Raw genomic sequence first — 22316 nt, 5'->3', positions numbered from 1 at the left:
GACTGCCGACCGCTCATGCGTCCGAGCCGACACCACGCACGGCGGCGCGCAACATCTCGGCGGAGGGAAGCCCCGCCATTTTGTCCTCCGAGCGATAAACGCGGCAGCTCAGGGCGGGTGTGGACCCGGCAGGAAACAAGTCCCGTCCGTCCGCGATGAACGACGGTGAACCGTGGAAACGCAGCGCCTGCGCCTCGTCCTCGGAAGCTACCTCACGGACCGTTACGCGTCCGGTGTCTTTTCCTTCGGCTGCCAGTGCTTGACGGAACAGTTCCAGGGCCGGACCGCTGTTCGGGCAACCCTGGATGGTACGCAGTTCGTAGTCCATGGCTCAGCCGTTCCCGGGGCGCAGGGACAGACCGAGAGTCTTCGGTTCAGGACTGGAACCACAGCCTTCGCAGCAGCCCGCGGCCTCGGCTTCCTCAGCGTCCCTCTTCGATGTGAGGGGTGCGTCCGAATCAGCCCGGCCGCCGACGTGGCGCCCGGCGTCGCCCATTTCAGGGGCGGAGCAGCAATCGTCCGTTTCGGCGTCGGGGGCATCTTCGGTTTGCGGGACGGTGCAGCAGAGGTCTCCGCGCCAGGCGTTGATGCCCTCGCGGACGGCGATCGCGGCGATGACGAGGGCTGCGCCGGCGTCGGCCCACCACCAGCCCAGCGTGCTGTTCAGCACCAGTCCCACCAGCAGGACCGCGGAGAGGTACGTGCACAGCAGCGTCTGCTTGGAATCTGCCACCGCGGTCCGGGAGCCCAGTTCCCGGCCGGCCCGGCGCTGAAGCCAGGACAGGACCGGCATGATGGCCAGGGACAGGGCCGCGATCACGATGCCCGGTGTCGAGTGCTGCGCTTCGCCGCCGCCGGTCAGGGACCGGACCGAGTCCACCGTGACGAACGCGGCGAGGGCGAAGAAGGAGAACGCGATGATCCGCAGGGTCAGGTGTTCGCGCTGTTCAGGGTCCTTGGCCGAAAACTGCCAGGACAGGGCGAGGGCGGACGCGACCTCGATCACCGAATCGAGGCCGAAACCGATCAGTGCTGAGGAGTCCGCGGCGTTCCCGGCCCAGAGCGCAACGACGGCCTCGATGATGTTGTAGGTGATGGTCGCGGCCGCGAACAGCCGGATCCGCCGGCTCAGAACGGCACGGCGGACGGCCGTCGGCGCAAGCTGAATCGTCGTGGTCATGCCAGGCACGTCCCGTCCGGTGCGCAGCAGGCCGGGTCAACGGCCAGCACCACACCGAGCAGGTCCGTGATGGCGTGGCCCAACCGGGCGTCGGCGAGCTCATACCGGGTCCGCCGGCCAGCCGGGACAGCCACGACCAGGCCGCAGCCGCGAAGGCAGGTCAGGTGATTGGACATGCTCTGCCGTGAGACCCCAAGGGAATCGGCCAGGTCCGACGGGTAGGCAGATTCGGTGACCAGCGCCAGGAGAATCCGGGCCCGGGTCGGATCCGAGACCGCGTAGCCGAACCGTGCCAGCACCGGGGCGTGCGTGAGGGTTTCCATAAATCAAAAGTACATCCACGCGTGTATTCATGCAATTGTGTACTGGAAGTGGGGATCAGCCGGCGTTACGCGGAGCGAACATGATCACGGCCACGCCGAGCAGGCAGATCACCGCACCGGTGATGTCCCACCGGTCGGGCCGGAAGCCGTCGAAGATCATTCCCCAGGCCAGGGAGCCGGCGACGAACACGCCGCCGTAGGCGGCGAGGATCCGGCCGAAGTGGGCGTCAGGCTGCAGGGTCGCCGCGAAGCCGTAGATGCCCAGGGCCAGGACCCCGAGTTCGGCCCACCACCATTCCTTGCCCTCGCGGACTGCCTGCCACACGAGCCACGCCCCGCCGATCTCGGCCGTCGCGGCCAGGACGAACAGCAGGATGGTTCTTGCGATAGTCACGGATTGATCATGGCAGTGCCCGGCTGCTCATCCGTGACGGGCCTCCCCGGTGACACGGTGGCCTGCGTGGTTGATGGCTTCATGAATGAGCCGGATGAGGTGCCCGTCGCGGAGGGAATAGATGATATGCCGGCCATCTTTTGCGGGTATCAACCAGACCGCTGAGTCGGAGCTTTGCCAAGTGCTGGCTGCCCACGGTGCGGGGCACCCCGGAACCTTCCGTCAGCTCCGCGACAGTCCGCGGCCCCGCACTCAGTTGCCACAGCAGATGAAGGCGGGTGGGTTCGGCAGGCATCCGCAGCTTTTCGCAGGCCGCCGCCGGAAGTTCCGGACCGGGGGGACCGGATGGACCAGGGACGGCTGGCCATCCCTCGCCCCGGCTGAAGTCGTTCAAACCGTGATGAGGTCCGGTTATTAGTGGGTGCCGGTTTCGTGGGTAGCGTGCACGGCGGGTTCGAGCTGGAACGTGGAATGCTCGACGTCAAAGTGTCCGGTCAGGCAGGATTGCAGCTGATCCAGGACGACGGGTGCGTGTCCGTCGTGGAAGCAGCTTTCGTCAAGGACGATGTGGGCCGACAGGGCGGGCAGGTCTGAGGTGACGGTCCAGACGTGCAGGTCATGGACGTCGTGCACATGCTCGGTTTCGAGCAGGTGTTCCCTGACTTGGGCCAGGTCAACGCCTTCGGGGGCTCCTTCCAGGAGGATTCTGCCCGAGTCCCGCAGCAGCCCCCACGCGGCGTGGAGCATGAGGGCCACCACGATGAGGGAGGCGATCGGGTCCGCGCGGGTAAAGCCGGTGGTCAGGACGATGATGCCGGCGATCGCGGTGGCGATGAACCCGTAGAGGTCGGTGAGGATGTGCTGGAAGGACCCTTCCACGTTCAGGCTGGACCGGTTGGCTTTGGCCAGCACCCAGACCGCCGCCAGGTTCACGATGACCCCCAGGATCGCGACGATCAGGACGGGTCCGCCCGCGACGGGGGGCGGATCGAGGAGGCGGTGGATTGCTTCCACGGCTACGAGGGCGCTGATGACCAGCAAGGTGATGCCGTTGGCGGCAGCGGAGAGGATTTCCGCGCGTTTGAATCCGAAGGTCCAGATTCCTCGGGCCGGACGGCCCGCAAGATGCATCGCCCACACGGAGGCGGCGATCGCCGCCGCGTCGGTGAGCATGTGCCCGGCGTCCGAGAGCAGTGCCAACGACCCGGAAACGACGGCGACGATGACCTCGACGATCATGAACCCGACAATCAGCGCCAAGGCTACGACCAGGTACCGTCTGTCCGCGTTCGCCGCTATCCCGTGGCTGTGACCGTCGTGGGTGGAAACGGACCGGTCCGCGGTCCGGTCCGGTGCGTGGTCATGAGCGCTCATCGGTCGTTGTCCTTTTGTGCTGGTCCGTGCGTCCTCGATGAACGGCAGTGATGTGTTGATGCGGACGGGCTTGGCCTCTGGCGCACGGGTGAAGTGTGCGGGCATGAGGAGGGTCTAGTCGTGGGCCGGTTCTCCGGTGACCAGGTGGTCGGCGTGGTTGATGGTTTCGCGGATGAGCCGGACCAGGTGCCCGTCATGGAGGGAATAGATGACGTGCCGGCCGTCCTTGCGGGTATCCACGAGGCCGCTGAGCCGGAGTTTGGCCAGATGCTGGCTGACCACGGTCCGGGGCGCACCGGACGCGTCGGTGAGTTCGGTGACGGTTTTCGGGCCGTTGGAGAGTTGCCAGAGCAGGTGCAGCCGGGTGGGTTCGGCGAGCATCCGCAGCGTCCCGGCAGCCGTTTCGAGCAGCTTAGAGTCCGGGATGACCGGGTGGGCCAGGGACGGCTCCCCACGGATGGTGCTGAACGCACCCTCAGGCTGGCTGGTCAACGGTCTGCTCCTCATTAGCGGGTTCCGCGGCGGTGTGCCGTGGCCAGGACAGGAAGGCGCCTGCACTGCCTACCATCGCAATAATCATCAGGGCAAGAGCGGCCCAGCCCAGCCCAGCCACCGCCCCGATCCAGCCGGCCAGGGGGTAGGTCAGGATGTAGCAGGCGTGGGAAAGGGAGAACTGCGCGGTAAAGACGTAGGGCCGGGTTTCCTCGGTGGAGGCATCGCGCAGCAGCCGGGAGGAGGGGGTGAGGATCGTGGAGTTCGCCGCACCGAGCAGGAACCACAACCCCAACAGCAGCCACCACCCCGCACCACCGGCTCCCAGGAAGGTCAGGAATGCCGCGCCGGCCAGCACCACAGGGATCAGGGCGGCGCCGGTGAGCATCACGGCACGGTCCCCGAAACGGTCCAGGACCCGGGGGGCGGACAAGGCGACGATCATTGAACCGACGCCGAAGCAGGCCAGGGCCAGGGCCAGATCGGTTTCGGGGCGGTGCAGGACGTCCCGGACATAAACCACGGTGTTGACCAGCACCAGGGCCGTCGGGGCTGCGACCACGAGGTTCAGTGCCAGCAGGGACCGCAGGCGCCGGTTGCGCCAAAAGATCCGTGCCCCCAGGGTGGTCCGGTGCCACAACGACCTCTGCGGCCCGGCCGGGGCGGAAAGCCGGGGCAGAACCGTGATGGTGACCATGAAGGCCGAGAACAGGAAACCGGCAACGGTGCCGATGAACAGGTTGTTGTAGCTGATCAGCGTCAGCAACAAAGCCGCCAGGGCCGGGCTGACCAGGGATTCCATGTCATAGGCCAGCCTGGAGAGGGACAACGCGCGCGTGTAGTCCCGCTCGTCCTTCAAAATGGTGGGGATCAGCGACTGGAAGGCCGGGGTGAAAGTCGCGGAGGCGGACTGCAGCAGGAAGATCACAACGTAGATCTGCCAGGTCTCGGTGATGAACGGCAGGCACAGTGCCATCGCCGCCCGGATCAGGTCCGCCCCGATCAGCACCGGCTTTTTCGGCAGCCGCGCCACCAGGGCAGTGATCACCGGGGCGAGACCCACGTACGCCAGCATCTTGATGGTCAAGGCCGTTCCCAAGACGGCCCCCGCGTTCCGGCCCGCCAGGTCATAGGCCAGCAGCCCGAGGGCCACCGTGAGCAGGCCCGTGCCGACCAGTGCCACGACCTGGGCGGCGAACAGCCGCCGGTAGGTCACATTCCGCAAAACCGCTAACATCAGACAAAACCCTTCAAGTGCATACGTGCGCGTCTATGCACTAATTCTAGCCGACTTTCGTCCCCGAGCTGTTCCGCACTCAGGGCCCGCGGTCCCACCCGTCACCGTCTTGGCCGGCAAGTGGGTGCAGCGGCGGCAGTGTTTGGGGTCGCCGCTCGGGGGTGGTGTCCCATGGCCGATCTCAGGCGGCCCGGCCGGCATCCATCGGAAGTCCGCGGAGTCTCCATTCCAGCATTCCTTCGTTCAGCCGGGAGGCGCTTCGGCCGGTGGAGCGCAGCAGGTCCACTGCTTCGTAGGCCAGGACGCAGTAGGCGCCGCGGCAATAGGCGACGATTTCCTTCTCCTCGGGAAGTTCGGAGAGCCTTCCCAGGAGCTGATCGAGGGGAATGGAGAGAGCTCCGGGGATGTGGGCGGCGTGGTATTCCTCGTCGGGTCGCACGTCGAGCACCGTCACGGTTCCCGCGCCGGCCCTGGCGAGGAGTTCTTCGCGGGTGATTTCCTCGTCCGCGGCCCGTGCGCCCTCCAGTCCGAGGTAGGCGATGCGCTTGGACTCGACGTCGGCCACGTGTTCCTGCGCCACTGACCGGAGCAGGCTGTAGAGCTGGAGGATGTCGGGCCCGGCGAGATCGTAGTGGATCCGGTTGCCGTCCCGCCGGGTGGTCACCAGTCCGGCCTGGCGCAGGGCCTGCAGGTGGGCCGAGGCCGTGCTCAGTCCCAACCCGGCGGCGGCGGCGAGGGTTTCCACGCTCCGCTCTCCCTGGGTGAGCAGGTCCAGCAGTTCCAGCCGTTTGCCATTGGCAAGGGCCTTGCCCACCCGGGCGAACTCTTCGAAGAGTTCAGATTTCCTGGCCTTGTCTCCCACTTGCTCCTCCAAAGATCCATGTAATACTGGAACAAATACTATTCCATGTATATCTGGAATACCACTCTACCGCCGGAGCCCGCCCCGGTGCGGAAGGACTGAAAACCATGGGCCCCTTGAATCTGATCCCCGTCGTGGACGAGGGGCTGGGCAACTCCACGTACCTGCTCGACCTCGGTGACGGCCGCGCGCTCGTCATGGATCCTGAGCGCGACCTGCGCCAGGTCCGCGCCGAAGCGTCCCGACGTGGACTGAGCATCGCTTACGCGGTGGAAACCCACTTGCACGCCGATTTCATCTCCGGCGTCGTTGAACTTGCTGAGACTGACGGCGCCACCGTGTTGGCCCCCGAGGTCGGACACCGCGGCTTCGCCCACACCGGACTCACCGACGGGCAAAGCGTTGACATGGGCCGGTTCACCCTGCAGGCCCTGCACACACCGGGGCACTCTCCCGAGCACCTGTCGTACCTGCTGCTTGACGACGGGGATCTGGTCGGAATCTTCACCGGTGGGTCCCTGATGGTGGGCACCGCGGGGCGCACTGACCTGGTCAGCCCGGACATGACGGTGCCCCTGGCCCGGGCGCAGTACCGGTCCCTCCAGCGCCTGATGGATTTCCCTGACACCACCCCCGTCTGGCCCACTCACGGAGCCGGTTCCTTCTGCTCCGCCGGCGGCACCGGTGACCGTGTCACCACCATCGGTGCCGAACGCGCCACCAACCCGCTGCTGCAAGTCGACGGCGAAGACGCCTTCGTCGATGCCCTGTTGGGAACGCTGGGGACCTTTCCCGAGTACTTCCTCAGGTTGGGGGAAATCAACAAGCGAGGCCCGGCCGTCCTGCACGAACAGCCCCGCCTCGCGCCCCTGTCCGCGGCTACCGTCTCGACGCTCATCGCGGACGGTGCGCAGGTCATCGACGCCCGTCAGCCGGCAGACTACGGAGCCGGCCACGTCCCCGGCTCCCTCTCGGTCCCTTTCCGTCCGGTCTTCGCCACCTGGCTCGGATGGCTCGCCACGCCAGACCGGCCCGTGGTCATCGTCCGCTCCCCGGAACAGGACCCGACTGACATCGCCACCGCCGCCGCAAAGGTCGGATTCGACGCCCTTGCCGGCGAACTGGAAGGCGGCTACCCCGCCTGGACCCAGGCACATACCGGCACAGAAGAAGTGGCCCTGCTCGAGCCCGGACAAATGATCGAACGGCTGCAGGCCGGGGAAACAGTCCTCGACATCCGCCAGTCCAGCGAATACGCGGCAGGGCACGTCCCGGGCGCTGTCAACATCGAACTCGGCTACCTCGCCGACAACCTCGCCGCTGTACCTGCCGGGCCGGTCGTCGTGATGTGCGGACATGGCGAACGCGCCATGGGCGGAGCGAGCATCCTCTCCGCATCCGGCCGCACCGGTATCGCCGTATTCAACGGCGGACCCGCCGACTGGGCGGCGGCAACGGGCAGCGACGTCGAAACCGGTACGGATCTGGCGGCGGCCAAATGAGCAACCACAGCACCACCACCGGAAACCCAAGCCGTACCGGGATAACGCTGGGCCTGCGGCAGAACCTGGCCCAGTTCATACTCCTCGTCGCCGTCAACGCGCTCGTCGGCGGCACCCTGGGCCAGGAACGCACGGTCCTCCCCCTGCTCGCCGGTCAGGTCTTCCACCTCGACCTCTACACGTCCGCGCTGACCTACATTCTCGCCTTCGGCCTCGCCAAGGCCGCGACCAACTACTTCGCCGGCACCCTCTCAGACCGCTACGGCCGCAAACCCGTACTGATCGTCGGCTGGGTCATCGCCCTGCCCGTCCCGCTGATGCTGATCTTCGGACCCTCCTGGGGCTGGATCGTCGCGGCCAACGTCATCCTGGGCATCAGCCAGGGCCTCACCTGGTCCACCACCGTCATCATGAAAATGGACCTCGTCGGCCCGGAGCGCCGTGGCTTCGCCATGGGCCTGAACGAGGCGGCGGGTTACCTCGGCGTCGCGGGCACTGCCCTGGCCACCGGCTACATCGCCGCCAACTACGGTCTGCGGCCCGGACCGTTCCTGCTGGGCGCCGCCTACATCGCACTCGGTCTCGGCCTCTCGGTCTTCGCCGTGAAGGAAACCCGGGGCCACGCGAAGCTTGAAGCAGCCAACCATACGTCGGCCCACGGCGCGGCCCACGGCGAACTGAGCAACCGGGAAATTTTTACCCTCACCAGCTTCCGGGACAAGTCACTGTCCTCGGTCAGCCAGGCCGGCCTGGTCAACAACCTCAACGACGGCCTTGCCTGGGGGCTCTTCCCCGTCCTGTTCGCCGCGGCCGGACTGACCATCGAAAAGATCGGCATCCTGGCCGCCGTCTATCCCGCCGTCTGGGGTGCCGCCCAACTCGTCACCGGCGCACTGTCGGACAAATACGGCCGGAAGTGGCTGATCGTGGGCGGTATGTTGCTCCAGGCCACCGCCCTGTCAATGGTCGCCGTCGGCCAGGACTTCGGGATCTGGCTGGCTGCCGCCATTCTCCTTGGTCTCGGCACTGCGATGGTCTACCCGACCCTGCTCGCCGCCATCGGCGACGTCGCGCACCCGGCATGGCGTGCGCGCTCGGTGGGGATCTACCGGCTCTGGCGCGACGGCGGATTCGCCGTCGGTGCGCTTCTCGCAGGCATCCTCGCGGACGCCTACGGAATCCCCGTGGCAGTCGCCGTCGTCGCCGCCCTCACCGGACTGTCAGGAATTCTCGTCGCCGTCCGCATGCGCGGATCGGACCACGCACTGACGGTGTAGCTACCGGCTGTTGCTCAGTGCTGGTCACTCCGAAACGGACATCACACCCCTCCAAATCGTCCCCTCAAGGGACGGCTCGACCGCGCAGGCATGGCATCTCAGTTCCTAGGAAGTGGAACGCTCAGGGCCAGGTCTTTGAAGAATGGCGACACGCCATCCGATTTCGTTCCACAACTATGTTCTCTTCGGCGTCCCGCGCCGAGCGTGCAGGATAAGTATCGGTACAGTGGTCCCATGGATATTGGGTACGCCCGCGTCTCGACCGCGAAACAGGACCTCGACCGGCAGATCGAAGCGCTGCGCGGCGAGGGGATCCCCGCCAGACATATCTACGTGGACAAGAAATCCGGATCCACTACAAACCGGCCCGGACTGCATGAAGCCCTCGACCAGGCCCGCGACGGGGACGTAATCGTGGTGCATACCCTGGACCGGTTGGGCCGTACCGTCCGGGACACCCTGAACCTCATCCACGACCTGGCAGGCCGCGGCGTCGGCGTCCGGAACCTGGCCGACCCGATCCGGGTTGATTCCGCCAATCCGGAAGATCCCATGTCGCAGCTGGCAGTGGTGATGCTCGCGCTCTTCGGCCAAATGGAACGAACTTACGCGATCGAACGCGCAGCCCACGCTCGCGCCGTTGCTGCCGCCAAGGGCAAAAGGATCGGCCGGCCCAGCGTCATCGATCCAGCGAAACTGGCCTACGCCGCGCACCTTCGCGACCAGAAAAATCAGTCCATCTCCGAGATCGTCGAAGCCACCGGTATTACCCGCTCCAGCCTCTACCGCTACCTGCCGCCCCGCCCGCCAGAGACGCTGACCGCCGAGTCCCAGCCGAGCGCCTAAAAATCCCGGACGTCGGTGGCGTCTTGTGCAGGCGACTTCGGACAGAATGACGATTGGTGCACACGACTTCAGACAGAACGACGGTTGATGCAGACGACTTCGAACGCCTCCATGTCAGGAGTCGTCTGCACTCGCCCCGTACTTCCGCGGGATCCAGTGCAGACGACTTCTGAAACTGACAGATTTTTCGCGGCGGGGGGAGTGGCCGGGAGGTGTCGCGGTGGGGGACCGGCTTACGGACGCTCGGGTCGTCTCGTAACCCGCGCAGCCATTCCTGCCCTTTAACGGCCCAAGAAGCAGCCCGCCTCGGGCTTGAGATCAGGCTGACGCTAGCTGCAGAAGTCTTCGTTGAACCAGAGCTATGTGCGGGCGTGCGACGAACCGCAACATTCAGCTGAGGATCGGAGCGGCACGGCGCGCCGAGACCGTTGGTGATCCTGAACGTCAGCCGCGCTGTGTAGGTTCAGCTGTGAGCTTGTCTCGGGCCATCCCTTCCGGAGAGCCGATGACAATTGATTTACCCAGCTAGGAATATGCAGCTATGGCGACGAACGAGAACAAGGCATGAAGCCCGAGAAGGTCAATCCACGGGAGGTCTTCTATCAGCCCTCGAGAATGGTGGTGCCTCTTTTCCAGCGCCCTTACGTCTGGTCCAAGGAGCGGCAATGGCAGCCCCTGTGGGAGGACATAGCGCGGCTCGTTGATGTTCTGGCGACGAAGAACCCGGCCGCCACGCACTTCCTCGGCGCTTTCGTCGTACAGCAGCTGCCTTCCACGCTTGGCACCATGCAGGAATGGAGTGTCATCGATGGTCAGCAGCGACTCACGACGCTCCAGATCCTCCTCGACTCACTTCACTCGCAGCTTGACGACCGCGGTCTGACGATGCTCGCGGCACAGGTCGAGCCGCTCATCGTCAATCCGGCCGCCTTCCTCAAGAAGCCTGAGGACCGCTACAAGGTCTGGCCGACGAATCTCGACCGGGTGGGATTCAAATCGGTCATGAGCGCCCCTGCTCCGGTTGACTACTCGAGCGTCGTGCCATCGCGGCTCGCTGAGGCGCATCAGTACTTCAGCGATTCCATCGGCGCGTGGCTCGACAAAGCGGACGAGCTCGAGATCAGCGCGAAGCTCCTCGTTGATGCCGTGTCCGGTCAGCTCGAGATCGTGAGCATTCGCCTCGACGCGACAGAGGATGCGCAGGCGATCTTTGAGACGCTGAATGCACGGGGCGAGCCACTGAGCGCCGCGGACCTCATCAAGAACTTCATCTTCCAGAATCACGCCGGCACCGAACCGGAAGTCGAAGTCGCGTACCTCAGTAACTGGGCTGAACTCGAGACTCCGTGGTGGGTCACGCAGGTCACGGCCGGACGCATCTCTCACCCGCGCGCGTCCTGGTTCCTCTGGCACTGGCTGCGCGCCCGACTGCTCGAAGACTTCCCGATCCGAGAGCTATTCACGCAGTTCAAGGGCTACGTGACCGACAAGCGGCCCGACCTGTCCAGTTTGCTACCGGAGATCAAGACGGCGGCAGATAGATATCGGTTCGTGATCGAGGGGGCGCAGGCGGTGAACGGTCCGTTGACCAGGGCGCAATGGTTCAGTTACCGCGTCGGCACTCTCGATTCCGAGGTCGTGCGACCGCTGCTGATCTGGCTCGATGAGGAGCCTCAGTCCGATGTTCCGGAAAAAGACAAGACCCAGATCCTCAAGTACCTCGAAAGCTGGTTCGTCCGCCGCGCGATTGTGAAAGCGCCCTCGCAGGGCACGAACCGATTCATGGTCGACCTCATCGTCCACCTCAGCAAGCAGCCGCACGATTGTCTGGCCATTGAAGTCCAGTCCTACCTCGCTTCGAACAAGACGCCCGTCGGGTACTGGCCGGACGACGCAGAGGTCACCGCGGCGCTGAAGGGCGCGACCGCATACAACAAGTATCTCCGGGCTCGACTCCGAATGATCCTTGAAGCGCTCGAAGACTACCGCCGTGGTTACCCTGATTGGAATGCACTTAGTATGGGGCCGATCGCGCGTGGGGTCGGTACGGTCGAGCACTTCCTCCCTCAGAAGTGGCGGGCAAACTGGCCGGCTATATGGTCGCCCGACGAAGCTGAAATGAAGGTGGCGTCACGTGACCGCACTCTGCACGAACTCGGCAATCTCACCTTGGTGACCCAGAAACTGAATTCGAAGGTTTCAAACGGGTCATGGGCGACGAAGGTAGAGCATTTTCAGCACGTCAACGACGTGCTCCTCACGAACGATGTCATTCAGTCCGCCCCAACCAATTGGGACGAGACGATGGTCACTGCGCGCACGTCGACGCTCGCGGCGTCGGTCCTAAAGGTTTGGCCTGCCCCAGCAGGACATATCGGACTCGCAACGCAGCCGGCGCAGCCTGAAGCTCCGGGGGAAGTCGACCTTGCTCTGCTTGTCTCGGAGGGGCTCATTCAGCCGGGAACCGTGCTCGTCGCTCGTCCCGCTGTCCTGAACGGTGCGACCGCCGCGGTCGGGCTCGACGGGCGCGTGTTCGTCGGCGATGTCGGTTATGACACGCCGTCCGCGGCGGGGGTGGCTTCCAACTCGGCCGACCTGTACCGGGGCGGCATCAATGGTTGGCGATTCTGGAAGATCCAAGGGTCTGGAAAGTCGCTCTGGGAGGTTCGCAACGAATACCGCGCCAGTCTTGGCGAAGATGACCAAGGAGACGAGGTCGGCGTGGATGTCCAAGACTCAGAGCAGATCGAGGCCGAACTGGTCGCCGCGGAGAGCGCAGACGAAGTTGACGACGAATAGGTCAGCAGGCTTCTGGCTCTTCGTCCGTGCCAACTTCGACCTGGCTTTGCTAGCCGCGGCGACGAGGTTCTCGGCGCGCTCACCGAACGACGCCGAGCACTTCGTCCAGTTCGTGGCGACCGTCATGAACAGAGGTCACTCGCGTCCATCTGCCGACACCTCACGCACATCACTCCCACCGGTGGCAGGAGGGCGCTCTCGGACCCGCGTGATGACCCTGCAGTCGGGTCGGTTTGCCGAGACGTGATTGGATATGCAGCATGACTTCCAAAAGGTCCAATTCGATTGACTACACGACGAACTGCACAGTATGCATCATCTACGTCGACGTCGACGCCGGCGTTGAGAACCGCCTGGTGTACGAACGCCCTCAGATGCAGCTCCCGAATCGCCCGATGACCGCTGCCGAGCGCAAACAGATGGGCCAGCTCCCAACCGATGCGGCACTGACGACGGAGGCGAGGGCAGTCTTCTCGGACATGCAGATGAGGAGCCGGATCGGTGAATCTGCTGCCCTGCGCACGGTCTTTATCGCTCGCACCGCAGCGGCGGCGCTAGAGATGAATCTCTGAGTGGGTCTTGACCCCGCTCATTGGACACGGGGTCAAGGCCTTGCTGGATCGTTACACAGGGGCTCGTGGTTCCTCGCGACGCGCGCCATGTCGTCGCAAGACTCGGACGAGATCACCGGGGACTGGAATGGGGGTCCGATCGCGACCAGCTACTGAATTGGGCTGGCGACTTTTTAATCGAGGGCAAAACGTCCTTAGTCAAGGTCGGGCTCACTAGCCCACGATGCATCAGCTCGACACCACACGTCGCTCCTGGACGATAGCTCGTCGTAGAGCTCATCCCGCAGTTCAGTGTCCATTTTACCGAAGACATCATCCATGGCCTCGTCGAGATCAACCATCTCGCCATGCAGATAGAGGTAAGCGCCGTCCTCTTTATCCCAAAACGCGCCTGCCTCGTCGGGGGTCGAGTACTGGCTGCTGAACCGGTCGAGCATTCGCTCGACACTGTCTTCCCAACGGGGGTACCCACCCGACCACGTCGCGGGTTGTTTACCAGGAATCGCCCAGGGAACCCACATGTCGATCTCTTCGAGGATCCTGGGGGTGCCACCGGTGTCGAGGATGATCCTCTTCACGTCGTTTGGCTCGAAGAAGAGATCTCCGCGAACACGCCATTCACGCTCCCAGCGCCAGTCATTTGGGTATTGACTGCCGATCGATCGGACATTCTCGATGAACGGAGTGAGCGACCAGATCGGCGCATCTGGGTCTTTTTCGCCGGCCCGCATCGCAGCCTTGACCGCGTTAAATTCGGGCGAGGCGTCGCTCAGATACCACACCGGCTGCGCGCCGAACCTCTTGCGCAAGCGCTCCTTATCGAAGACGATTCCCCATGGTCTGGGATCTTTGGACTTCGTCATGCGCTCCAGTTCGGACAACGGCGTCTCGGTGAGGCATACGGAATTATGCCTGTCAGCTGCGATCGAGAAGGCCTTGCCTGCTCCGAAGGAGTTGCGCGCTTCGATGCAACCAGTTCGGAGGATCGAGACCAATTCGTCCTCCGAGCGCGTGAGATGCACGAGCCATCTCGATAGGTCCCGTGCGTCGCGGTGCGCGTGCGTGCCCAGCAAGTGGGATTCTACTCGTCCCACGGGATTTCCCGCTTCTGGATACGGAGCACGAGCCCCAGAGCCTCTGCGATCCGCATGAGCTTCGCCGTGTTCACATCGTCGCCCGCCTCGGTGCGGGCCACAGTAGGGCGGGAGACACCGGCGTGTTCGGCCAGCTCGTGCTGGGACCACCCGCGGGCTACGCGCGCGTCGCGGACCTCGCGGGCGATCTCGTACATGGGCGATGGGGAGGGAAGCATGGAGAGCGCGCTCATTCCATCGGCTTGATCTGGGTTTCGATGAAGTCGATTTCCTCGGGGGTGAGCTCGTACTTCGCGTATAACTGTCGATCGATCTCGGCTACGCCTTTCGTCCAGTCGATGTCTGAGTCCGGGGTGAAGTCCTGAGCCGGGACGTGCTTCCAGACTTTTGCTGGGTTGTGCTGCGTGATCTTGAGAACACCGAGCAACGTGCGGGCAAACTTTGTCTTGATGTAGTTGAGGCAAGCGGCGGCGTCGTTCTCATCCGTGAAGCACCCAATCGTAATGAAGGATTGCGTCACGGCCATCTGCGGCGGAATGACAAGCGGCGAAGAGAGTACCTCACCAAGATGGCCGGAACCGTTAGCAGCTGCGACGGCGACCTTGTACGCGCCAAGAGCTTCGGTGCCCCTGACGTAGTCACTGCGGATCCAACGGTAGAAGCGCTTGTTCTTCATGAGCCCGAGCACCTGGACGTAGTTGTGACTATCCCCGGGTTTTTGCTCCGAGTAGAGGAAAGGGAGCAACTCAAAAGTTTTGGTGTTCATCTTGTATTGCTCCCCCTTAGCCATCGTGGAAGCAGCTTTCGGGTACGCGGCGTGCAAGGCGTCTGTATAGGCATACGATCGTGAACTGGTGATCAACGATGCAAGTGACTCTCCATGCTCTTCGTGGACCTTGCGCAGAATGTCATTGAGTTCGGGAAACTTGGCAAAGGTCTCGATCGGCTCACCCACGCGGCCTGCATCACGATACGTCACGGCGATGCCTCCCTTGATGCCCGTGCCGGGGAACAGATCATCACTGTCCGGCGCGTAGTGGGGCACGCTCAGGTGCGGATCCGCGAGCATCTTCTCGTTCCAGGCCTTCGGGGTATAACCGGCATTAAACAGGAAGCGCGCCGGCGTGATGAGAATGGCTTTCGTCCCCACTTCGTACGCGGCTTCCATGAACTCGTGGTAGATCGGCATCGCGTGGGTTGCATCGCCAGTCGACTCTCCCTGGTACGGAGGATTGCCTATGACGACGTCGAACTTCTTGGTCATGGTCAGTTGCCTTCCTGGAGCATGTCGTTGATCGTTGCCTGGCGTTCAGCGGGGGTTATCGCGGCTAGGTTGCCCACTTGGTAGTGGCCGGATTCCTTGATCCATTCCCTGCGTTCGTCAACGCCGCCGGAAACCGCTTCAATGGTGATGTCGTGGAGGATCTGGTTGTGGCTCATCTCGAAGATCTGCTTCGTGAGGATGTGCCGCAGGCGCTCATCCTGGTCCGGGATCGACGATGCCAATCCGCGGTCCAGCCGGCGCACGAGCTCCATGAGGAACAGGCCCGCGGTGGAGAAGAGATCGGCGAATGTCCTCGTGGGGTCCTCGAAGATGCCCGGGTTCTCCTTCTCCAGGAGGTCGACCATGAGCTTCACCACGGGCTGCGGGGTGAAAACAAGGGACGACTTCTGCCGCGGGATGTAGGCGAAGATGTCCTCGGTGAGGCCCTCGTCGAAGTAGTCGGCAAGCTCTGCCTTCTTCGCGAGGAACTCCTGAATCGCCTGATCGAAGACAGCTTCGTCGAAGAGGCCTGGGATCTGCATGATCGTGCCGTCGTCCTCGGTGACGTCCTGGCCGTCGCGCAGGATGCGGAAGTCCGCCTCGCTGATGCCGGTAATCTCCTCGAAGACGTCGTCTGGGGTGTGGTCGCCGAAATTCGCCAGGCGGATGCTCTCGTTGCCGTAGGCCATGAGGAACATGGGGATCGTGCGGGCGAAGCCGCGCAGGTGGGAACGGGCGTCGTCCATGGCGGTGTTCGCGCGCTTCTGCTCTTTCTTCGTCTCCTCGCGAGTGACTACCTCGGTGGTGACCGACGCCGTCGTCTCTTTGAGGATCGCCACGATGTCGGCCTCGAAGGCTTTCTCCTGCTTTGCGCGCTTCTCGGCGACGGTGGCGACCTCGTCGTCTGTCGTGGCCGCATCAAGTTCGTCCTCGAGGTGCTTCTGAGCGATCTCGTGCTCGATGTATGCGCGCTCGACGGCGGTGACGATGGTCGCTTCGGTGCGCTTCTCGTCGCGTGTGACCTGCGCGGCGGTGAGGCCGTATTCCTCCTGGAGCCTCTCGCGGGTGTCGCGGGCCTTCTGCGTCACAAGGGAGGCGAGCTCCTTGGCTGCGGTCTCAGCCGGTGTGTCCGGGGTGATCACAGGGATCTCCTCGACGCTCCACACGGGCGCACCGAGCTCGGCGACCTTCGGATTGATGACGGTCTCGACGTCGACTTCGACGTTGCCCTCGTGGTCGGTAATGGGGGTCGGCTCCTCGATGGTGATCGTCGTGCCGGTCTTGAGCTTGCCCTCCTTGGCCTCGGGCAGCTTCTCGAGGATCGACTTCACATGCTCCGAATACCGGAAGATGCCGGCGACGTTGGCGAAGAGCAGGTTCGAGAGGAACCCGCGGCGTACGACTTCCTTGGCCTTGAAGACCTTCGGGAACGTGAGGACCTGCGCGGCATCAAGCTCGACCATGCGCCCCTCGGAGTCTTCACCGATGACGGGGAAGAAGTTGAGGAGAGTGCGGATGTTATCGCGCCGGACGTCAGGGCTGCCCGAGGGGTTGGGACGCAGGTTGTTGGCGAACTCGTCGAAGATCGTGAGCGTGCGCTCGGGGGCGAAGTCGAAGATGTAGGCGTTGCTCTTCTGCAGCATGCGCTCACCTCGCATGAACGTGTGCGGGTTCTGCGCGCGGAAGGCCGCCTGCATGTATTGGGCAGGTGACGACAGGTTCGAGAGCATGAGGACCGCGGTCCACTCGGGGACGGTCACACCTGTGGTGAGCTGGCCGACCGAAAGCGTGATGGTCTTGCCACCGGTCTTTTCGGCCTCGGCGATGGCGGCGCGGACCTTGTCGAGAGTCTTGGCCGACGCGACCGTGTCACTGTCGTCCTCGCTCCGTCCGTCACCGGCGGCGAGGACGATCGTGTAGTCCCTGAAGACCTCGTGCTGCTTGAGCAGCTTCTCGAGCGCCTTCGCGGACGCGACGCGATTGAGCAGCCAGAACGAGTGGCGAATCTCGTCACGAAGCTCAGCGGTGGAGAACGGGTACTTCTCGTTCGTCGTAAGGCAGTCGAGGAACTTCAGAACCTGCTCGCGGTGCTCGAAGACACCGTTCTCCTTCGTCGCGAAGAACTCGCCGAGGTCGAAGGCGTAATCGATGTTGGCCTCGTCCTCAGCCAGTGCCACGCCCTCGGCGAGACGATCAGTAATCATCCTTGAGAGCTGGTATGTGAGCATGTTGAGCGTCGGCAGCGTCGCGTACGGGTTCTCCTGCGCCTCGTTCGACCATTCGGCGCGTGCCGTCTGCTCATCCTCGTACGACCAGTTGAAGATCTGCTCGGCCTCGAACTTGCCAGCGGCCAGCGCCTTAAACGGCGTGCCGGAGAGGTGCAGCGTCCATTGGCGTTTGATCTTGTCGAACGCGATGTTGGTCTTCGTCGTGTCGACGCCCTCATGGGCCTCGTCGATGACAAGCAGATCCCACTCCAACTCGGCGACGTGCCGGAGCTTCTTGTGAGGGCCGCCGAAGTACTGCGAACCCTTGAGGTCCTGTAGGGAGAGGAACTCGACAATGCGTGGGTCCTCGTGCTGAACGGCGTGATGGATCCACTGGTCGCGAGACATCGTCTCACGACCAACAAGCGATGCCGAGTCCGAGACGAAGACGTAGTCGGTCTGGTGGCCGATGAAGCGTGTGAAGTCGTCGAACCACGAGTTGGCGATCGCCGGGCGGTTGGTGACGATGAGCACCTTTCGGGCATCGAGCTGGCGCATGAGGTCGTAGGTCGTGAGCGTCTTGCCGAAACGGGGCTTGGCGTTCCATAGGACCTCGCAGCGACCGGACGTGAAGGCGTCCATGGCCTGCGCAACGGCGGTGTGCTGCTCCGGGCGCAGGTCGTAGTCCTCGGTGCCGGCACGCTGGCGATCCGCGCCGTCCTGGCTGGCGAACTCGAGGAAGTACTGCTTCGAAGTCATTGGCCTACCGTCGAAGCGGTGCCACTCTGTTCGCGGAGTGAGCTCACGCTCCACGCGGACCTGCTTGAGATACGCGTGGAAATCCTTGTCGGTGAAGGCACCACCCGCCTCGGACGTGAAGAAGGCGCGCTGGGACCAGAGCTTCTTCTTCTTGATGCCCATCTGCGAGGCTTGCTGGGCGATGCGCACTTCGGCTCCGCCCTCCTGCTCCGTGTAACCGATCTTCTCCCAGCCCTTGTACTTGGGCACGTCGGGCGTCATCCATGAATAGACGACGGGAACGACTTCACGGAAGGTACGAATCTTCGGATTAGCCATCGGCCCTCACTTCTCTGTGTACGTGGTCGATGCGACACACGGCGTAGGTGTCATAGGTGGTGAAGTCGAACATACCGGTGTTGCCAGTCAGGCCGCGCAGTGACGCGAGCGTGAACGGGTCACGGCGAACCATCCCGGGTTCGTTGAGCACGCGGTACCACCACGAGAACTGGATCGTCTCACCGCGAACGTCGAAACCAGTGAGCGTGTTGCCGCAGATGATGTTGCTCTCCAAGAGAACGGCAGCCGAACGGTAGAGATTCGTGCGGGGACCACACGCGTTGCCAGCACGCTTGTGGAAGGCTACGAACTCACTCAGCAGAGTCGCCTGCGCGGCTTCGTGGTTGTCCTCGAGGAGCTCGACCGCGTAGATCGAGGCAAGCGCGAACAGCGATTCAGTCGGCCATACGGCTGGCTGATAGCGCTTCTCGATGGCGTGGAGTTTGCGCTGGAGGATCGCTACGAGGAAGTTGCCGTCACCGGCGGCGGGCTCGAAGAACGTTTTGTCGACGAAGTTCGGCCCGGTCTCGAGCTCCGGACGGACGAGGTCGAGCATCTGGTTGACCATGCGGCGGGGCGTGAACACCTCCCCGTGTGCCTTCATCCGGTGACGCGACTTGATGAGTCGCTCCTCGGTTGGCAGTGATGTCATGAAGCCTTTTCGTCGAAGGAGTGGCACAGCCGTTCTGTATCAGAAAGTTTACTTCCGGATCGCCTTCTGTCAGATCCGACACGCAACCAGGGCAGGGGCCAGGGGAGGGGTCGGCTCCAGCCGGTGACCTAGGTAGCCGTCGTCGAGGCCCGTCCCCTCGCCGCGGGCGCGTCCCATGGGTCTCCACGCTACTCAGTGATGGCCTCCAGCAGCCACTGTTCAGCGAGGGGTTCGCGGCGCAGTTCAAAGGTCCGCAGCTGCGAGTCCGACCCACCGAGGCGAACCTGAACACGCCAGTGTTCGATATCGACGACGTTGCCGACGCCTACGGGGACGCTTCGGCGGGTCTCCCACCAGGAGTCCCTGGTGAACCATTGGACAGGTTCTTCGGTGACGGCCCAGATGCGTCCGTCGTAGCGGACGGCCAGGGGATTGCCGCCCTTGGTGAAGCGGATATCCACCGGGGCATTGAGGGTAGGGGCTTCTGGGGTGATCGTCATCAGTTCGTTCTTCCGTGGTGCCGGGGGCTAATGCTGTCGTGGAGGGGTGTGGGTTTAGGCGGCTTTGACGAGGGGGAGTTCGTCCCAGTGGGTGGTGTAGCGGGGGGAGAGCATGTCGCGTTTCATGGTCCAGTCCGGGCCGCCGCGGATGCCGCCGTGGCCCAAGCCGATGGAGCCCCGCCCGTAGCGGCGGGTCACGTCTTCGAGGAGGTGCGCACGTCAAGTTTCTGAGACAGTTTCATCGTTTTATTTCGGTTACGCTGCCAGGGATTCCTGGTCGCGGATCTGGTGGGCTGTGAGGGCTGCCGCCGGCGGTCGGTGGCCTGCTCGGGCGTTGGGCCGTTTGCGGTTGTACCAGGACTCGATATAGTCCATGACCGAGGTGCGGGCGGCGAGCCGGCTGGTGAAGCTGTGGTGGTGGTAGAACTCGGTCTTCAGATGCGAGAAGAAATTTTCGGCGACGGCGTTGTCCCAGCACACGCCGACCTTGCCCATGGACTGGGTGACGTTGTTCCCGGCGCACCAGCCCTGGAATTCGGCAGAGGTGTACTGGGTGCCGCGGTCTGAATGGAACACCGCCCCGTCCGCGTGCAGGTAGCCGTGATCGCGGGCCATGGCCAGCGCCCCGGTGCACAGTTCGGTGCGCATGTGGCGGTCCATGTTCCAGCCGATGACCATGCCGGTGCACAGATCGATCACGGTGGCCAGATACAGCCAGCCCTCGCCGGTCTTCAGGTACGTGATGTCCCCGCACAGCCGCGTGCCGGGCACCTCGGAGGAGAAGTCCCGCTTGCCGTTCTCGTCGAGCATGTGGTTCCCGATATGGGCGGTCTTCGCCTGCGGGTCCTGCTCGGTGGTCTTCTTCCACGCCCGAGTCCGTACGGCGCGCAGGCCCTGCTCGCGCATGATGGCCCCGACGGTGGGTTGGGAAACGCTGATCCCGTCCGCGTTGAGCATCCGGGTCAGCTGGTCCCTGCCGGCCTTGCCCTTGGCGTCGTTGAACTTTCCGGCCACAGCTTCCACCAGCGTCTGGTGCCGCACGGCCCGCGGGGACGGGCCCGCAGGGTTGCGCCACCGGTAGAACGAGGCCCGGGAGACCTTCAGGGTCCGGCATAGCCAGGCGACGGGATGGTTCGCCTTCTCTGCTTCGATGAACTCGTAGAAATCCTCTACCGTTGCTTCGCTGCAAAGAAGGCGCTGACTTTTCCCAGGAACTCAATTTCCTGCTTCAGCTTCGCGTTCTCGGCCAGCGCTTTCTGGTGCTCTTCCCACGGCACGGCTGCCTTCTCCTCGGTGAGGAACCGATCGGGATGGTCCTCACGGTATTTGCGCACCCAGGTCCCCAGAGTGCCCTCGTTCACGCCGATATCCGGCGCGACCTGGGCGATCGGACGGCCCGAGGAAATCACGAGCTCCACGGCGTCGTCCTTGTACTTCTGGCTATACATCTTACGGTCGGTCATTGTGAAGAAGGGCTCCTAACAAGCTGTCTCACAAAACCATACGGCCGCAAGGGTTCCGATGTGGCGTTCCTCGTGCGGGTTTTCGAACAGGGACAGGGGTGCCTGGTTGCCGCTGGGTCGCAGGTCGGTGACCATGATCCCGGCCCTGGCGTACCGGATGCCCTCCACGATGCGGGGGAGTAATGCATGGGCGGCCTTGGTCAGCAGAACCGGATCGGCAGTGGGCATGGGGAGCGGCACGCAGACGGAGGGGTAGGAGGTGTCGTTGGGGTTGAAGTGTGAGGTGCCGGCGAACGCGGTGAGGACTTTGGCCTGGAGCCCGTGTTTGGCCAGCCGGGCCGATGCTTGCTGGCCGTAGACGCTCATGACCTGCCGGATCCCGGCCGCGGTGGTGATGGGGGTGGCGAAGGAGCGGGAGAAGATGAGCTGGTCCCGGCCGATCCGTTCTTCTTCCATTGGGATGCACGGGGTGCCCTGCAGTTCCAGGACGGTGCGCATCATGACGACGGAGAAGCGGTCCCGGATCATGACCGCATCGGCTCGGGCCAGGTCAAGGATGGAATGGATTCCGAGGGCGTTGAGGCGTTTGGTCAGCCGCGTGGCGACACCCCAGATCTCTATGACCGACAGGCGGCGCATCAGCCCTTCCCTGTCCGCGGCGGGCACGGAGTCCCAGTGGCAGACCCCATCGAAGCCTGGGTTGTTCTTGGCCCATTTATTCGCCAGTTTCGCCAGCGTCTTCGTGGGCGCGATGCCGACGCAGACGGGCACGCCGACGTTGCGCCGCACGGCTGTTTTCATGGTCCGGCCCAGGGCCAGGAGTTCGTCCGGGGTGCCTTTGACGCCGAGGAACGCCTCGTCGATGCTGTAGACCTCAAGCCAGGCCGAGTAGCGGCCGAGAAGTTCCATCACGCGGGCGCTGATGTCGCCGTAGAGCTCGTAGTTGCTGGAGAGGGCAACGAGTCCCCATTCCTTGGCGCGCGGGGCGAGTTTGAACCACGGCTCACCCATGGCGATACCGAGGGCTTTAGCTTCGGGGGAGCGGGTGACGGCGCAGCCGTCGTTATTCGAGAGCACGATGACGGGACGGCCCTCCAGGGCCGGGTCGAAGGCCCGCTCGGCCGAGGCGTAGAAGCAGTTCACATCCACGTGCGCGATCTGCGGCAGCTGCCGCATGAGACCCGTCTTAGACACAGCCCGG

Annotated in this window: 22 protein-coding genes and 2 pseudogenes; 5 read left to right on the top strand and 19 right to left on the bottom strand. The window is 63.9% G+C overall.

All coding sequences use genetic code 11. From position 1 onward, the window contains the following. Positions 1-13: 13 nt before the first annotated feature. The 9 genes and pseudogenes from ACQCSY_RS24765 to ACQCSY_RS24725 all read right to left on the bottom strand — a co-directional run bounded on the left by ACQCSY_RS24765 (position 14) and on the right by ACQCSY_RS24725 (position 5862). Complete coding sequence (locus ACQCSY_RS24765; RefSeq protein ID WP_427136696.1) at positions 14-328, bottom strand: hypothetical protein; 315 nt, start codon at positions 326-328, stop codon at positions 14-16. Between the two features lie 3 nt (positions 329-331). Continuing rightward, positions 332-1180: a cation transporter gene (locus ACQCSY_RS24760; RefSeq protein ID WP_427136754.1), complete on the bottom strand. Its 849-nt coding sequence runs from the start codon at positions 1178-1180 to the stop codon at positions 332-334. Then, complete coding sequence (locus ACQCSY_RS24755; protein WP_427136753.1) at positions 1177-1503, bottom strand: ArsR/SmtB family transcription factor; 327 nt, start codon at positions 1501-1503, stop codon at positions 1177-1179. Before ACQCSY_RS24755 ends, ACQCSY_RS24760 begins: the two co-directional genes overlap by 4 nt. A gap of 55 nt (positions 1504-1558) precedes the next feature. Beyond that, positions 1559-1897 carry a YnfA family protein gene (locus ACQCSY_RS24750; RefSeq protein WP_427136752.1) on the bottom strand — a complete coding sequence of 113 codons (339 nt, stop codon included), beginning with the start codon at positions 1895-1897 and terminating at the stop codon, positions 1559-1561. 27 nt (positions 1898-1924) lie between these two features. Beyond that, positions 1925-2251: pseudogene (locus ACQCSY_RS24745) on the bottom strand (ArsR/SmtB family transcription factor). A 60-nt stretch (positions 2252-2311) separates the two neighbouring features. Further along, complete coding sequence (locus ACQCSY_RS24740; protein ID WP_427136751.1) at positions 2312-3271, bottom strand: cation diffusion facilitator family transporter; 960 nt, start codon at positions 3269-3271, stop codon at positions 2312-2314. 114 nt (positions 3272-3385) lie between these two features. Continuing rightward, complete coding sequence (locus ACQCSY_RS24735; protein ID WP_427136750.1) at positions 3386-3778, bottom strand: ArsR/SmtB family transcription factor; 393 nt, start codon at positions 3776-3778, stop codon at positions 3386-3388. Further along, the gene (locus ACQCSY_RS24730) at positions 3747-5000 is read right to left on the bottom strand and encodes an MFS transporter (RefSeq protein ID WP_427136749.1); all 1254 of its coding nucleotides are present in this window, start codon (positions 4998-5000) and stop codon (positions 3747-3749) included. Before ACQCSY_RS24730 ends, ACQCSY_RS24735 begins: the two co-directional genes overlap by 32 nt. A gap of 181 nt (positions 5001-5181) precedes the next feature. Then, on the bottom strand, positions 5182-5862 hold the full coding sequence (locus ACQCSY_RS24725) for an ArsR/SmtB family transcription factor (RefSeq protein WP_427136748.1): 681 nt from the start codon (positions 5860-5862) through the stop codon (positions 5182-5184). 107 nt (positions 5863-5969) lie between these two features. Between ACQCSY_RS24725 and ACQCSY_RS24720 the strand changes: the two genes are divergently transcribed. The 5 genes from ACQCSY_RS24720 (at position 5970) to ACQCSY_RS24700 (ending at position 12858) form a co-directional block, all read left to right on the top strand. Beyond that, the gene (locus ACQCSY_RS24720) at positions 5970-7364 is read left to right on the top strand and encodes an MBL fold metallo-hydrolase (protein WP_427136747.1); all 1395 of its coding nucleotides are present in this window, start codon (positions 5970-5972) and stop codon (positions 7362-7364) included. Further along, the gene (locus ACQCSY_RS24715; protein ID WP_427136746.1) at positions 7361-8641 is read left to right on the top strand and encodes an MFS transporter; all 1281 of its coding nucleotides are present in this window, start codon (positions 7361-7363) and stop codon (positions 8639-8641) included. Before ACQCSY_RS24720 ends, ACQCSY_RS24715 begins: the two co-directional genes overlap by 4 nt. A 234-nt stretch (positions 8642-8875) precedes the next feature. Next, positions 8876-9487, top strand: a complete 612-nt coding sequence (locus tag ACQCSY_RS24710) for a recombinase family protein (RefSeq protein WP_427136745.1) — start codon at positions 8876-8878, stop codon at positions 9485-9487. A 564-nt stretch (positions 9488-10051) separates the two neighbouring features. Further along, on the top strand, positions 10052-12286 hold the full coding sequence (locus tag ACQCSY_RS24705; protein ID WP_427136744.1) for a GmrSD restriction endonuclease domain-containing protein: 2235 nt from the start codon (positions 10052-10054) through the stop codon (positions 12284-12286). Positions 12287-12546: 260 nt separating this feature from the next. Continuing rightward, entirely contained in the window at positions 12547-12858 is a 312-nt protein-coding gene (locus ACQCSY_RS24700) for a hypothetical protein (protein WP_427136743.1), read from the top strand. 194 nt (positions 12859-13052) lie between these two features. Here the strand turns inward: ACQCSY_RS24700 and ACQCSY_RS24695 are convergent, their stop codons facing one another. The 10 genes and pseudogenes from ACQCSY_RS24695 to ACQCSY_RS24650 all read right to left on the bottom strand — a co-directional run bounded on the left by ACQCSY_RS24695 (position 13053) and on the right by ACQCSY_RS24650 (position 22291). Continuing rightward, a complete protein-coding gene (locus tag ACQCSY_RS24695; RefSeq protein WP_427136742.1) occupies positions 13053-13853 on the bottom strand; it encodes a hypothetical protein in 801 nt (266 codons plus the stop codon). A gap of 86 nt (positions 13854-13939) precedes the next feature. Then, complete coding sequence (locus ACQCSY_RS24690) at positions 13940-14185, bottom strand: helix-turn-helix domain-containing protein (RefSeq protein ID WP_427136741.1); 246 nt, start codon at positions 14183-14185, stop codon at positions 13940-13942. Beyond that, on the bottom strand, positions 14182-15216 hold the full coding sequence (locus tag ACQCSY_RS24685; RefSeq protein WP_427136740.1) for an Eco57I restriction-modification methylase domain-containing protein: 1035 nt from the start codon (positions 15214-15216) through the stop codon (positions 14182-14184). The genes ACQCSY_RS24690 and ACQCSY_RS24685 overlap by 4 nt, the downstream gene beginning before the upstream one ends. A 2-nt stretch (positions 15217-15218) precedes the next feature. Continuing rightward, positions 15219-18500, bottom strand: a complete 3282-nt coding sequence (locus ACQCSY_RS24680) for a DEAD/DEAH box helicase (protein WP_427136739.1) — start codon at positions 18498-18500, stop codon at positions 15219-15221. Then, positions 18493-19152: a hypothetical protein gene (locus ACQCSY_RS24675; RefSeq protein WP_427136738.1), complete on the bottom strand. Its 660-nt coding sequence runs from the start codon at positions 19150-19152 to the stop codon at positions 18493-18495. Before ACQCSY_RS24675 ends, ACQCSY_RS24680 begins: the two co-directional genes overlap by 8 nt. Positions 19153-19340: 188 nt before the next feature. Further along, positions 19341-19652 (bottom strand): hypothetical protein, encoded by a 312-nt coding sequence (locus ACQCSY_RS24670; protein WP_427136737.1) that lies wholly within the window; start codon positions 19650-19652, stop codon positions 19341-19343. A gap of 54 nt (positions 19653-19706) precedes the next feature. Next, positions 19707-19862 (bottom strand): annotated as a pseudogene (locus tag ACQCSY_RS24665) (DUF4113 domain-containing protein); the annotation flags it as partial. Between the two features lie 45 nt (positions 19863-19907). Continuing rightward, positions 19908-20804 carry an IS3 family transposase gene (locus ACQCSY_RS24660; protein WP_354248658.1) on the bottom strand — a complete coding sequence of 299 codons (897 nt, stop codon included), beginning with the start codon at positions 20802-20804 and terminating at the stop codon, positions 19908-19910. A 17-nt stretch (positions 20805-20821) separates the two neighbouring features. Further along, positions 20822-21115, bottom strand: a complete 294-nt coding sequence (locus tag ACQCSY_RS24655) for a transposase (protein WP_427132321.1) — start codon at positions 21113-21115, stop codon at positions 20822-20824. 15 nt (positions 21116-21130) lie between these two features. Continuing rightward, positions 21131-22291, bottom strand: coding sequence for a Y-family DNA polymerase (locus ACQCSY_RS24650; protein WP_427136755.1), 1161 nt, complete (start codon positions 22289-22291; stop codon positions 21131-21133). Positions 22292-22316 lie beyond the last annotated feature (25 nt).

This window comes from Pseudarthrobacter sp. S9 (assembly GCF_050156545.1).
Taxonomy (GTDB): Bacteria; Actinomycetota; Actinomycetes; order Actinomycetales; family Micrococcaceae; genus Arthrobacter.
This window is presented reverse-complemented; position numbering and strand designations above follow the sequence as displayed.

Bases quoted from the DNA above. Each gene is read 5' to 3' on its own strand.
- ACQCSY_RS24680 (WP_427136739.1), bottom strand. From the start codon at position 18,500: ATGGCTAATCCGAAGATTCGTACCTTCCGTGAAGTCGTTCCCGTCGTC.
- ACQCSY_RS24735 (WP_427136750.1), bottom strand. From the start codon at position 3,778: ATGAGGAGCAGACCGTTGACCAGCCAGCCTGAGGGTGCGTTCAGCACC.
- ACQCSY_RS24705 (WP_427136744.1), top strand. From the start codon at position 10,052: ATGAAGCCCGAGAAGGTCAATCCACGGGAGGTCTTCTATCAGCCCTCG.
- ACQCSY_RS24715 (WP_427136746.1), top strand. From the start codon at position 7,361: ATGAGCAACCACAGCACCACCACCGGAAACCCAAGCCGTACCGGGATA.
- ACQCSY_RS24755 (WP_427136753.1), bottom strand. From the start codon at position 1,503: ATGGAAACCCTCACGCACGCCCCGGTGCTGGCACGGTTCGGCTACGCG.
- ACQCSY_RS24765 (WP_427136696.1), bottom strand. From the start codon at position 328: ATGGACTACGAACTGCGTACCATCCAGGGTTGCCCGAACAGCGGTCCG.
- ACQCSY_RS24650 (WP_427136755.1), bottom strand. From the start codon at position 22,291: ATGCGGCAGCTGCCGCAGATCGCGCACGTGGATGTGAACTGCTTCTAC.
- ACQCSY_RS24720 (WP_427136747.1), top strand. From the start codon at position 5,970: ATGGGCCCCTTGAATCTGATCCCCGTCGTGGACGAGGGGCTGGGCAAC.
- ACQCSY_RS24710 (WP_427136745.1), top strand. From the start codon at position 8,876: ATGGATATTGGGTACGCCCGCGTCTCGACCGCGAAACAGGACCTCGAC.
- ACQCSY_RS24670 (WP_427136737.1), bottom strand. From the start codon at position 19,652: ATGACGATCACCCCAGAAGCCCCTACCCTCAATGCCCCGGTGGATATC.
- ACQCSY_RS24740 (WP_427136751.1), bottom strand. From the start codon at position 3,271: ATGAGCGCTCATGACCACGCACCGGACCGGACCGCGGACCGGTCCGTT.
- ACQCSY_RS24730 (WP_427136749.1), bottom strand. From the start codon at position 5,000: ATGTTAGCGGTTTTGCGGAATGTGACCTACCGGCGGCTGTTCGCCGCC.
- ACQCSY_RS24700 (WP_427136743.1), top strand. From the start codon at position 12,547: ATGACTTCCAAAAGGTCCAATTCGATTGACTACACGACGAACTGCACA.
- ACQCSY_RS24655 (WP_427132321.1), bottom strand. From the start codon at position 21,115: ATGACCGACCGTAAGATGTATAGCCAGAAGTACAAGGACGACGCCGTG.
- ACQCSY_RS24685 (WP_427136740.1), bottom strand. From the start codon at position 15,216: ATGACCAAGAAGTTCGACGTCGTCATAGGCAATCCTCCGTACCAGGGA.
- ACQCSY_RS24760 (WP_427136754.1), bottom strand. From the start codon at position 1,180: ATGACCACGACGATTCAGCTTGCGCCGACGGCCGTCCGCCGTGCCGTT.
- ACQCSY_RS24675 (WP_427136738.1), bottom strand. From the start codon at position 19,152: ATGACATCACTGCCAACCGAGGAGCGACTCATCAAGTCGCGTCACCGG.
- ACQCSY_RS24690 (WP_427136741.1), bottom strand. From the start codon at position 14,185: ATGAGCGCGCTCTCCATGCTTCCCTCCCCATCGCCCATGTACGAGATC.